Below are 12061 nucleotides of genomic sequence, written 5' to 3'. Positions count from 1 at the left end.
CCTGTTCATGCGGTCCAGCGGGTCAGCCAGGTCTCGGACAGCGCGCGTCCCCCGGCATCGGTCAGCACCGCCTGAAGGTCTGCCAGTTGCGCCCGACCCGGTGCGAATTCAAACGCCAGACGCAGCGCCTGCTGGTCGGGAAGCCGTTTCAGATAGGCGTGGACGATCTCTCCGGCCGAGGCCTTGACCTGGATCTGGGGCAGTTCCTCGGCGAATATCGGCAGGTCGTAGTCGATGATGAAGCTGCGCGTGGTCTCGACATTGATCGAGCGCCCCGAACGCACCTGCCGGACGCGCGCCAAGGGCATGTCGGCGGGCGGCAGCGCCGAAAAGCCCATCCGGTAACGGAATTCGTGCCGCTGGCCGCGCGTGATCGGTGCCTTGGGCAGCCAGTAGCTGACGATGTTGTCGTTGAATTCGTTTTCGACCGGGATCTCGACCAGCCGGACTTCGCCCTCGCCCCAGTCGCCTATCGGCTCGATCCAGGTCGAGGGGCGCAGGTGATACATCGCCTCGGCATCCTGAAATGCCTCGAAATCGCGGGCTCGCTGGACCAGGCCAAAGCCTCGGGGGTTGTTGTCCACGAAGCTGCTGATCTGGAGCTTGCCCGGAGACGTCAGACTGCGCCACAGGGCTTGACCGGCGCCGGTATGCATCTGCAACCCGTCGCTGTCATGGCAGGCGGGGCGGTAATCATCGACTTCCCGACGCGACGCAGGGCTGAACCAGAACATCGAGGTCAGCGGCGCCAGTCCCGTCTCGCGCAGATCGACGCGGGGGAACAGCGCCATGCGCGTTTCGATCATGGTCGTGGCGCCGGGATGGACAATGAACTCGTAGGCCCCCGCGACCGAACGGCTGTCAAGCACCGCGTAGATCCGCATGAAGCCATCGCCCGGCTGGGGCTGTTCGATCCAGAAATCGGTGAAAAGCGGGAATTCCTCGCCATCGGGGCTGCCGGTCTTGATCGCGAGGCCGCGCGCGGACAGACCGTAGAGTGTGCCGCGCGCCACCGCCCGGAAATAGCTGGCACCCTGAAAGACGAGGAACTCATCCATCACATCGGGCCGGTTCAGCGCGGTCCGGAGGCGAAAGCCCGACCAGCCCATGTTACCGATATTGGTCAGGTCCGGTCCGTCGGGGAAATAGCGGCCGTCAAATTCCAGCATCGAAGGGTCGAAGGGCAGATGACGGGCCACGCCGTTGCGGATGATGCTGATCCGGACGGGTTCGTAAAAGATCATGCCCGGCGACAGCAAGTCCATGCCGAAGGCGCCGCTTGCCCCCAGAGGGTCGCGGTCGCGCCGGAAACGGATGCCACGATACTGGTCGTAGTTCAGATTGGCGAAACTGCCGACCAGCTGCGAAATCGGCTGCTGATAGACCCGTGTCGCGCGTTCGGCAGCGATGGCGGCAACATGTTCGAAAACAAAGGGCTGCGGACCGATGGCGGCGGGATCGGCGCCGGGTTGGGCATCGGCCGATGCGGCCAGAACTGCACCACCGGCAGCCATCGCCGTGGCTGCATTGAGAAATTGACGACGCTTCATCTCACCGATGTTCCGAAAATCCTTGTGTATCATAAGGCTGCTGTCGTAGCGCAGCAAGCGCCCTTGCCGCCTTGGTCACCGCATCGGCGGCAAAAGGCGCTTTTGCGTGCAGAGCAGCGGGCGTTACTGGCGGGCCAGCCAGGCCGTGACCGGGCCGCGGATCGAGGGCATACCCGCCTCGACGGCATCGTCTATGACCTGGCGCAATTCCACCAGAGAGATGCGGCGGATCAGGTGCTTGACCGGCCCGATCGAGGCCGGCCGCATGGACAGACGCCGGAAGCCCAGGGCGGCCAGGACCGCCGCCTCGATCGGGCGGCCCGCGTCCTCGCCGCAGAAGGACAGGGGCACGCCGGCCTCGTTGCAGCGCTCGACGATCTGGCGCAGCAGCGTCAGGAAGGATAGGCTGAGCGTGTCGTATCGGCGGCGCACGCGCTCGTTCTCGCGGTCGGCGGCAAAGAAGAACTGCTTGAGGTCGTTGCCGCCGACCGAGATGAAGTCGCACATCTCGAAGAATTTCCTGGGTGCAAAGGCCAGCGAAGGCGTTTCCAGCATGGCGCCCACACGAATATCGCTGGGCATTTCGTGGCCCAGACGTTGCTCGCGGGCCATTTCTTCCATGAGGATGCGATAGGCGGCCTCGTATTCGGTGATCTCGGTGATGAAGGGGAACATCACATGCAGCGGGCGCCCGACGCTGGCACGGATCAGCGCCTGAAGCTGCATCCTGAGGATGCCGCGCTTGTCCAGGCCCACCCGGATCGCGCGCCAGCCCATCGCGGGGTTCGGCTCGTCCTGCGGCTTCATGTAGGGCAGCACCTTGTCCGAGCCGATATCCAGCGTGCGGAAATGCACGGGCTTGCCCTGCGCATTGTCCAGAACGCGCCGATAGAGGCTGGCCAGTTCCGCGCGTTTGGGCACATGACTGCGGATCAGGAACTGCAATTCGGTGCGAAACAGGCCCACGCCCTCGGCCCCCGATCCCGCCAATGAGGGCAGGTCGGCCATCAGGCCCGCATTCATGTAGAGCTGCACATTCGTCCCGCAAGTCGAGGTCGCGGGCAGGTCGCGCAGGCTGGCATAGCGATCCTGCGCCTCGGCCTGCATGGCCATCTTGTCCAGAAACGCCTTGGCGACGCTTTCCTCGGGGCGCAGATGCACCACGCCCTGATCGCCATCGACCAGGATCGGATCGCCGTTCAGCGCCTCGGTGGTGATGCGGGCGGCGTGGATGACCAGCGGAATGGCCAATGCGCGGGCGACGATGGCGGCATGGCTGCCGACCGAGCCTTCCTCCAGCACGACCCCGCGCAGGCGGCGGCCATATTCCAGCAATTCGGCCGGGCCGATATTGCGCGCGACCAGGATCGGATCGGGGGGCATCTCGGCGCCGGTGTCCTGACCCTGTCCCGTCAGGATCCGCAGAAGCCGGTTCGACAGGTCGTCCAGATCGTGCAACCGGTCGCGCAGATAGGGATCGGCGGCCATTTCCAGTCGCGCGCGGGCGGCGGATTGTTCCTTTTCGACCGCGGCTTCGGCGGACAGGCCAAGGCGGATATCCTCTTCCATGCGGCGCAGCCAGCTGCGCGAATGGGCGAACATCCGGTAGGCTTCCAGCACGGCGGCATGGTCGCCCTCGCCGCCCATGTCGGCGGCGGCAACCATCCTGTCCACGGTGCTGCGCAGGCGGTCCACGCCTTCGTGCAGGCGGGCCAGTTCCTTTTCCGGGTCGTCGCCTACAGGGTTGGCCACCACGACGCGCGGCTCGTGCAGCCAGACATGGCCGGCCGCCGCGCCCTCCTGCCCGGTCGTTCCGCGGAACATCTGCGGAAAGCGGTGGGCGCGGGGCATCGACTCGCTGCTGCCGCCCTGAAAGGCGCCCAGTTCGGTCATCTCGGCCAGCACCATGGCCACGACTTCGAGGCCGTAGATTTCGTCCTCGCTGAACTGGCGCGCATCGCGGCATTGCACGACCAGCACCCCCAGCCGTTCCCCGACCCGCTGGATCGGCACGCCGAGAAAGCTGGGAAAGACCTCTTCGCCGGTTTCGGGCATGTAGCGAAAGCCGGGCTCGGCGGGGGCGTTCGCGGTATTGACATTGCGCCCGGTCCGGGCGACGCGGCCCACCAGACCTTCGCCTAGACGCATCCGCGTCTGATGGACGGCCTCGGGGCGCAGACCCTGGGTTGCGCAAAGTTCGAGCGTCTCGGGATCGCGGAACAGATAGATCGAGCAGACCTCGGTCCCCATCGAATCCGCGATCAGGTGGGTTATCCTGTCAAGCCGGTCTTGCCCGTCACCGGGCGCCGACAGGATTTCCTTGAGCCGCCGCAGCAGCTTGCGCGAGTCGCTATCGGTGCGATCCTGCATCGTCCGCCCGCCTCTTGCCTGCCCGCACCCCGATGCCGGGGCGCGCGGTTCGGTTCAGGGAAACCCCTCGGGTTCACGCCTGCTCCAGCTCGAACGCATCATGCAGCGCCTGCACGGCCAGTTCCATGTATTTCCGGTCGATCAGCACGGAAATCTTGATTTCCGAGGTCGAGATCACCTTGATGTTGATGTTCTCGTCGGCCAGGGCCTTGAACATGCGCGCGGCGACGCCCGCATGGCTGCGCATCCCGATGCCCACGACCGAAACCTTGGCGACCTCGGTATCGACGACCAGTTCGTCATAGGTGATCTGGCCGGACTGACGGGCCTCTTCCATGGCACGCTTGGCGCGCTCGACCTGATTGATCGGCACCGAAAAGGTCATGTCCGTCACCGAACCGGGGTGATCGTCATAGTCCTTTTCCGAAATGTTCTGGACGATCATGTCCACATTGACGCCCGCATCCGCCAGCGGCGCGAAGATGGCGGCCGAGATGCCGGGCCGGTCCTCGACCGTGACCAGGGTGATCTTGGCCTCGTCGCGCGAAGAGGCGACGCCGTTGACGACTTTCGATTCCATGATTTCATCCTCATCGCAGATCAGCGTGCCTGACGTCTCGTCGCCGTCCTCGAACGAGGACAGCACCCGCAGCCGCACCTTGTAACGCATCGCCAGTTCGACCGAGCGGGTCTGTAGCACCTTGGCGCCAAGCGAGGCCAGTTCCAGCATCTCCTCGAAGGCGATGCGGGGCAGCTTGCGCGCCTTGGAGGTGATGCGCGGGTCGGTCGTATAGACGCCGTCCACATCGGTGTAGATGTCGCAGCGCTCGGCCTCGAAGGCGGCAGCAAAGGCCACGGCGGTCGTGTCGGACCCGCCCCGGCCAAGCGTGGTGATGCGGCCCTCGGGCGACAGGCCCTGGAAGCCTGCAACGACAGCGACTTTCATGCCCTCGGCGAATTTCTGGTCGATATTGGCGCGCGGGATGTCCACCAGACGAGCCGCCGAATGGGTCGAGGTCGTGTTGATCGGCACCTGCCAGCCCTGCCAGCTGCGCGCGGGCACACCCATTTCCTGAAGCGTCAGCGCCATCAGTCCGGCGGTCACGTTCTCGCCCGAACTGACCACTGCGTCATATTCGCGCGCATCGAACAGCGGCGAGGTCTGTTCGACCCAGCCCACCAGTTCGTTCGTCTTGCCCGACATGGCGCTGACGATGACGATGACATCATAGCCGCGCTCGACCTCGCGCTGCACCTTCCTGGCGGCGTTCCGGATCCGATCCAGATCGGCCACGGACGTTCCGCCGAATTTCATCACCAGAAGGGGCATCCGAAGCCTCCTGCCCAGGGGTTGACCATTGGGCGGGCTTCTAGGGTCGGTCGTGACAAACCGCAAGAGGCCGCGGGTCTAGTTCGCCTTGCGTCGCGGCAGAAAGGGCAGGGGGGCGACTGGCACGCCATCCTCGATCAGCTTGCGCGCCTCGTCGGGCCGCGCTTCGCCGTGGATGGCGCGGGGCGCGCGGCGGCCTTCGTGCATTGCCCGAGCCTCCTCGGCAAAGCTGAGCCCGACGTAATCGGAATTCTCCTCGATATGCCGGCGCAGCTTTTCCAGCGCGGCCTCGACCTCGGATCGGGGGGCGGTCAGGCTGGGCTTTTCCCTGGTCGAGACGATGTTCGGTGCCATCGGCGCCTTTTCGACCCGGATGCTGCCGCAATGGGTGCAGGACAGCGCGCCGGCCTTGCGCGCCTTTTCCCAGGCGTCGGACGACCGGAACCAGCCGTCGAATTCATGCCCCTTGTCGCAGCGCATGGCATAGCGGATCATGCGAAAGCTCCTGTCACATGGACTTCATATCGGGCGCCTTCCCGCCCGAGGCAAGACCCGCAAGGTAGGCGACCAGCGGAGCCGGATCGCCCGCGCGCTCGTCAAGAGCAGCGCGCGCCCGATCGCCTATCGACCGTATCCGCTGCGGCCGCGACAGCAGTTCCGAGAGCGTTGCGGCCAGCGTATCCGCGCCGATCTGCTGCGCCGCGCGATGGGCGTCGAGATGGTCGAAGCTTTCGCGAAAATTCTCGACATGCGGCCCGTGCAGCAGGGCGCAGCGATGGGCGGCGGGCTCCCATGGCGTATGGCCGCCGCGTTCGACCAGCGATCCACCGACAAGGCAGATTCCCGCCGCGCGATACCACAAAGCCATCTCGCCCAACGTATCGGCCAGAAGAACGCCACCCCGGGGTGCCGCATCGGCGCCCCGGCTGCGTTGCCTCAGCGGCAGCGCCCGCGCCGTCACCAGCGCTGCGATCGTCTCGGCGCGGTGGGGATGGCGCGGTGCCAGGATCAGCCGCGCGCCGGGATGGTCGGCACGCAGCCGCAGAAAGGCGTCAAGGATCGGCGCGTCCTCTCCCTCGTGCGTCGAGGCCGCCAACACCGTCGCGTCGCGGTCTGGGTCATGGGGCGGAGGGGCGATCCGGGCGGGGTCGATCAGCTTCAGGTCCAGCCGCGGCAGCAGTGCCGCCGCGGGCAGGCCCAGCCGCAACAGCCGCGCCTCGCTGGCCTGATCCTGTGCCGACAGCGCCGCGATGCGCCCCAGTATCGGCCCGATGATGCGCGGCAGCTTCGCCCAGGTCGCGGCCGAGCGTTCCGACATCCGCGCCCCGATCATCGCATGGGCGATGCCGCGCTGCGCCAGCAGCCGCGAGCGCAGCGGCCAGAATTCGCTTTCGATGGTCAGCAGCAGGCGCGGCCGGACGGCGCCCAGAAACCGGTCCAGCGCGCCGGGCAGATCCAGAGGCGCCAGCCGCGCCGGCAGGCCCCAGCCCGCCGCCAGATCGCGCCCTGTCTCGCTGTTGGCGGTGATCTGCAAGGGCACGCACTCGGCCAGCGCAACGATCACCGACCGGGCCGAGGTCAGTTCGCCCACGGAAGCGCCATGGACCCACACCGTCGCGGGGCCGGGCAGGGCATCCAGCGCCAGACGCTGGCGCAGCGCCGCACTGCCGCCCAGATGCGCGCGCAGGCGCAAGGCGGCCTCGGCGATCCGGGTCGTGGCGGCATGGATCATGGGGGCGCAACCCTCGCGTCGGACATCGTGGAGGTGGGTACCGGAATCGAACCGGTCTTCACGGATTTGCAATCCGGTGCGTAACCTCTCCGCCAACCCACCGCCGTCGAGAGTGCACCTCGTCTAGACCAAAGCCCGGGCGGGCGCAAGATGTCAGGTGCACGAGCATCCGCCCGCCCGCAGGCAACAAGCGGCGTTGCCGATGCCGGGGAAACGTGGCAATAGGCTCGAAATGGTCGAGCAGAGGTCCCCCACATGACCGATTTTGCCGCGCGGCGCACGATGATGGTCGATAACCAGGTGCGCCCCAATGATGTCACCAGCCTCCCCGTGATCGCCGCGATGCTGGCAGTCCCCCGCGAGGAATTCGTGCCCCCGGCGTTGCGCCCCGTCGCCTATTGCGGCGAGAACCTCGATATCGGCCATGGCCGCGTCCTGCTGGAGCCGCGCACGCTGGCCAAGCTTCTGGACGCGCTGGCGATCCAGCCCGACGAGCTGGTCCTGGATCTGGCCTGCGGCTATGGCTATTCGGCCGCCGTGATCGCGCGTCTGGCGCAGGCCGTCGTCGCGATCGAGGCCGAACCGGAACTGGTTGCCGAGGCCGAGCGGCGTCTCTCCGAGGCCGGGGTGGACAATGCCGCCGTCCTTTGCGCGGCGCTGACCGAGGGTGCGCCCCGCCAGGGGCCCTATGACGTGATCCTGATCGAGGGCGCGGTCGAGCATGTGCCCGATGCCATTGCCGAACAGCTTCGCGATGGGGGCCGCATCGGAGCGATCTTCGTCGAGGGCGCTCTGGGCGTGGCGCGGATCGGGCACAAGGTGAACGGCCGCCTGTCCTGGCGTTATGCCTTCAATGCAAAGGCCCCGGTTCTGGACGGCTTCGGCCGCGCCCCGGGGTTCAGCCTGTGAGCGCGCTGCGTCGCCTGGCCCTGGCGGCGGTTCTGGCGCTTGCGCCGGCCGCGCCCGTGCTGGCCGAATCTCTGGCCGACACGATGGTCGCCGCCTATCGCCATTCCGCGCTGCTGGAACAGAACCGCGCCGTGCTGCGAGCCGCTGACGAGAACGTGGCCCAGTCGATCTCGGCGCTGCGGCCGGTCGTGCAATGGATCGCCAGCCATTCGGCGCAGCGCCCCGAGGGCGGCACGACGATACGCAGCAGTTCCGTGACGCTCGGCGCGCAGCTTACGCTGTTCGATTTCGGCCGCTCGCGGCTGGCCATCGACGGCGCCAAGGAACAGGTTCTTGCCACCCGCGAGGCGTTGGTGGCAATCGAACAGGATGTGCTTCTGTCCGCGGCGCGCGCCTTCTTCAGCCTGCGTGAGGCGACACAGCAGGTCTCGCTGCAACAGAACTCGGTCGAGGTTCTGGGCCGCGAGCGTCAGGCCGCGCAGGACCGCTTCGAGGTCGGCGAGATCACCGTGACCGATGTTGCGCTGGCCGATGCCCAGCTTGCCGCGACGCAGGCCAGTCTTGCTGCCGCGCAGGGTCAGCTCGAGATCGCACGCGAGAATTACACGACCGTGACGGGTCTGCGTCCGGGCAGGCTGGCCGCGCCGCCCGCCCTGCCCAGGCTGCCCGCCACGCTGGAAGAGGCGCGCGCCCTGGCGCAGCGCAATCACCCCGCAATCAGGCAGGCGCAGCGCCAGGCTGCCGCCGCCGAGATTGCCGTTGCCGCCGCCGCCGCGGAACGCAATCCGACGCTGACCGGCAATGCGGGCGTTGGCGTCTCGCGCAGTCTGAACCAGATCACGGGCGATTACGACACGCGCAATTCCTCGTCGGTCGGGATCGAGATGCGCCAGACGCTTTATTCCGGCGGTCGGCTGCCGTCGCTGCACCGCGAGGCCTTGGCGCAGCGCGATCAGGTGCGCGCGGCCTTGCTGAACACCTCGCGGCAGGTGGTGCTTCAGGTCGGCGAGGCCTGGGCGAACATTGATGTCGCGCGGGCGCAGATCCGTGCGATCGACCAGCAGATCAGCGCCGCCCAGCAGGCCTATGAGGGCGTGCGCGAAGAGGCGCTGCTGGGCGCGCGCACGACTCTGGACGTGCTGGATGCAGAACAGTCCCTGCTTGAGGCACGCGCGAACCGCATCACGGCCGAGAGCAATCTGCAATTAGCACATTATCAACTTTTGGCTGCTATGGGTCTCCTGACGGTAGAAAACCTGAACCTGGGGATCCCGACTTATGACCCGACGCAGTATTACAACGCGGTCCGAAACGCGCCGCATACCAGCAAGCAAGGCGAAAGCCTCGATCGCGTTCTGCGCGCCATCGGCCGGGATTGATCCCGCGCCCTGCTGCGGGGGGCACCATGGCTGACCCGCGCTTTCGCGTCTCTGCCCGGTCCGAGGATCTGGGCGAGACGCTCTGTAACATCCGCCGCATGATCGCCGAGGATGATGCCTTGGCGGCCGCCCGGGACCGCCTGCAAATGCTGCGCGATCAGGTCGCGCACGAGGATCCGGCCGAATTTCTGGCGCGCCGACATGGCGGCAATGCAGCGTTGGCGCGGCAGCTGGCAGGGGCCGAAATGGCGTCTGACCTGGTCGAAGGTGCCGCAACGGCGACAGAGCCTCTGGTCAAGGATGAATGGCCTCTGGGCAGGCTTGCCAATGCACCCGACGCACCCCGCCCGAAGCTGGCGCGCGCCGAGTCCGCGCGAAACGATCTGCCTCGCCGCCTTGGCAGCCTCTTCGACGAACTGAGCGAAGATTTCATCCAGCCCGGACCCGACACCGATCCGACCGTGGCCGATTTCGAGATGGTTCTGGCCGCGACGCCCGAGCCTTCCGACCGTCCCGCGGTCGCATCTGTCGGTCAGGCCGACGACCCGGCCGACGACGAAGAGGCGCAGATCCGCGAGATTCTATCCGGGATGGTGCGCGACCAGATTGCGGCCGATATGGCCCCGGCGCTTGACGCGCATCTGGATCGGGCGCGCCTCGCCGACATCGGATCGGCGATGCTGGGCGATTTGCGCCGCGAGACCAAAGAGGCGCTGGAGCGGATGGAACGCGCGCTGGCCGAGATTCGGACAAGTCTCGACGCGCGTTTGCAGGCAACGCTATCCGACGATCTGCCGGCACGGATCCAGTCGGATCTGGCCCAGATGTCGGGGACTCTGCGTGAGGAGCTGCGCGAAGTTTTCGCGACCGCGGATGATCTGACCCGCGCGACAAGTGCCCTTGGGGCCGAACTGGCTGAAAGGAGCGCAACGCTGCGCAACGATCTGGTTCTGGCGACGCAGGATCTGCGCGCCGAGTTGCTGGCTTCGCTACCCGCGATCGCTCAGGCCGAGATCGACGCCTTGCTGCCGGACCGCATCGCGTCCGAACTTGCGCGGGGTCTGCGCGACGTGGTTCTGGGCGATTTGCGCGAGACCCTGCAGACCGAGATCGAGAGCGATCTGCCTGAACGCATTCATCAGGAACTTGGACGCACACTTCCCCGGATCCAGTCCGAGATGGACGAGGCGGTGAGGACCACCTGCGACTCAGCCCTGACCGAGCGTCTGGCTGCGCTGATCGAGGGCGATTTGCGCGCCCAGGTGCGCGAAGGCGTGCGCCAAGAGCTTGAAGGTGATTTGGCCGGCCTCCTGCGCCAGCAGGTGCAGGGCTGCCTGCGCGAGGCGATCGAGAGTGGCATCCGTGCGGAATTGTCCGACATGATCCGGGGCGAGTTGCTGGGTGAATTGGGCGAACGCTTCTCGCGCAATCTCCGTATCGTGATCCGCCGCGAAGTTGCCGCCGCACTGGACGCGCAGATGCACCGGATCTGAGCACAAGCAACCGGCTTGTCGGATGGCGCTGTGCGCCCACTTCGGCAGGCCGGTGAACGCTTCCGCGGATGCGGCCCGATTACCGGGCGCCTGCCCTCATCGTCAGCCGCCTCGCCTCCGCACCTTGGGCTCTACAAAAAAGGACCACGGTTGCCCGTGGCCCCTGGCATCTCACTCCTCGTCGTCGCCTGCGACATCGGCGATGTCATCCAGCGAAACGTCGCCATCGTCATCGTCCTCTTCCAGCAGGTCATCGTCCAGTTCGCCGGCGTCATCGGCGATGTCGTCTTCGTCATCGACCAGATCATCGTCGTCGCGGGCAGCGGTCTTTTCGTTGACCAGCGCCTTGCCCCGGCCCTCGTTCATGCTTTCCAGCGTGAAGCTGTGGCCGCAGGCGGGGCAGGTCATGGGGTCGTTGCGCAGGTCGTAAAAGCGCGTGGAGCAGGCCGGGCACAGGCGTTTCGTGCCCCATTCCTCTTTGGGCATGGTAATCTCCTTCAGCCGCGATTAGGGGAAATCCGGCGCCCCCCTGCCACAGAGGCCTGAGGGTGTCAAAGGCTTTATCTGGCAGGCTCCGTCACCCAAGGCAAGAGCGTGGAGACAACCTTTACGATCAATGGCGGACTGACTGTCCGGATCAAACGTTCGGCGCGGGCGCGGCGCATGACGTTGCGGGTTCCGCGCGATGGTGGCACCCCTGTCCTGACCCTGCCGCAGCGCGCCGCCGCCGCCGACGGCATCGCCTTTGTCCACGAGCGCGCCGACTGGCTGCGCGCCGCGATGGGCCGCCGCCCGTTGCCGCGGATGGTGGCCGCAGGCGCGGTCCTGCCGGTCGAGGGGAGGGGACTGCGGATCGCACCTGCCCCCCTGCGCGCGGTCGCGGTCAGCGGCGATTCGCTGCTGGTGCCCGAGGCGCGGCCGGTGGGGCCTGTCATTGCCGCCTGGCTGCGGGGGCTGGCCGCCGCGCGGCTGCGCGACGCCTGCGATAGACATGCTGCGCGGCTGGGGCGGCCGTGGCGGGCGCTGGTGCTGCGCGATACGCGGTCGCGTTGGGGCAGCTGCACGCATGACGGCCGGCTGATGTTCTCGTGGCGTCTGGCCATGGCGCCACCCGATGTGCTGGACTACGTGGCCGCCCACGAGGTTGCGCATCTGGCGCATATGGACCATTCGTCACGTTTCTGGGCCACGGTCGAGACGCTGCTGCCGGACCACGCTTCGCCCCGCGCCTGGCTCAGGGCCGAGGGCGCCAGCTTGATGCTGTGGCGCTTTCATGATTGACGGGGCGCGAATTCGTG

10 protein-coding genes and 1 tRNA gene are annotated in these 12061 nt (G+C 66.9%); 4 read left to right on the top strand and 7 right to left on the bottom strand.

The window, feature by feature from the left end:
- Window positions 1-5 precede the first annotated feature (5 nt).
- From KY389_RS06345 to KY389_RS06320, 6 genes are all read right to left on the bottom strand, one after another.
- Complete coding sequence (locus KY389_RS06345; protein WP_219830008.1) at window positions 6-1550, bottom strand: OpgD/OpgG family glucan biosynthesis protein; 1545 nt, start codon at window positions 1548-1550, stop codon at window positions 6-8.
- A gap of 123 nt (window positions 1551-1673) precedes the next feature.
- A complete protein-coding gene (gene ptsP, locus KY389_RS06340; RefSeq protein WP_219830007.1) occupies window positions 1674-3920 on the bottom strand; it encodes a phosphoenolpyruvate--protein phosphotransferase in 2247 nt (748 codons plus the stop codon).
- Window positions 3921-3993: 73 nt separating this feature from the next.
- Complete coding sequence (locus tag KY389_RS06335) at window positions 3994-5250, bottom strand: aspartate kinase (protein WP_219830006.1); 1257 nt, start codon at window positions 5248-5250, stop codon at window positions 3994-3996.
- Window positions 5251-5328: 78 nt separating this feature from the next.
- The gene (locus KY389_RS06330) at window positions 5329-5745 is read right to left on the bottom strand and encodes a DUF1178 family protein (RefSeq protein WP_219830005.1); all 417 of its coding nucleotides are present in this window, start codon (window positions 5743-5745) and stop codon (window positions 5329-5331) included.
- Window positions 5746-5758: 13 nt separating this feature from the next.
- Window positions 5759-6982: a 3-deoxy-D-manno-octulosonic acid transferase gene (locus KY389_RS06325; protein ID WP_219830004.1), complete on the bottom strand. Its 1224-nt coding sequence runs from the start codon at window positions 6980-6982 to the stop codon at window positions 5759-5761.
- A gap of 28 nt (window positions 6983-7010) precedes the next feature.
- Window positions 7011-7084: transfer RNA gene (locus tag KY389_RS06320), tRNA-Cys, on the bottom strand.
- Between the two features lie 153 nt (window positions 7085-7237).
- Between KY389_RS06320 and KY389_RS06315 the strand changes: the two genes are divergently transcribed.
- From KY389_RS06315 to KY389_RS06305, 3 genes are read left to right on the top strand one after another with little or no spacing between them, the layout of a single operon-like run.
- Window positions 7238-7891, top strand: a complete 654-nt coding sequence (locus KY389_RS06315; RefSeq protein WP_219830003.1) for a protein-L-isoaspartate O-methyltransferase family protein — start codon at window positions 7238-7240, stop codon at window positions 7889-7891.
- The gene (locus KY389_RS06310) at window positions 7888-9270 is read left to right on the top strand and encodes a TolC family outer membrane protein (protein ID WP_425517151.1); all 1383 of its coding nucleotides are present in this window, start codon (window positions 7888-7890) and stop codon (window positions 9268-9270) included. Before KY389_RS06315 ends, KY389_RS06310 begins: the two co-directional genes overlap by 4 nt.
- 26 nt (window positions 9271-9296) lie before the next feature.
- A complete protein-coding gene (locus KY389_RS06305) occupies window positions 9297-10763 on the top strand; it encodes a hypothetical protein (protein WP_219830002.1) in 1467 nt (488 codons plus the stop codon).
- Window positions 10764-10934: 171 nt separating this feature from the next.
- Here the strand turns inward: KY389_RS06305 and KY389_RS06300 are convergent, their stop codons facing one another.
- Complete coding sequence (locus KY389_RS06300; protein ID WP_219830001.1) at window positions 10935-11249, bottom strand: FYDLN acid domain-containing protein; 315 nt, start codon at window positions 11247-11249, stop codon at window positions 10935-10937.
- A 108-nt stretch (window positions 11250-11357) separates the two neighbouring features.
- Here KY389_RS06300 and KY389_RS06295 point away from each other — a divergent pair, with 108 nt between their 5' ends.
- Window positions 11358-12044: a M48 family metallopeptidase gene (locus KY389_RS06295; protein ID WP_343222912.1), complete on the top strand. Its 687-nt coding sequence runs from the start codon at window positions 11358-11360 to the stop codon at window positions 12042-12044.
- Window positions 12045-12061 lie beyond the last annotated feature (17 nt).

This window comes from Paracoccus bogoriensis, assembly GCF_019431455.1.
GTDB classification, from domain to species: Bacteria; Pseudomonadota; Alphaproteobacteria; order Rhodobacterales; family Rhodobacteraceae; genus Paracoccus; species Paracoccus bogoriensis.
The sequence above is the reverse complement of the archived record's forward strand: the minus strand, read 5'-3'. Positions and strand labels throughout refer to the sequence as shown.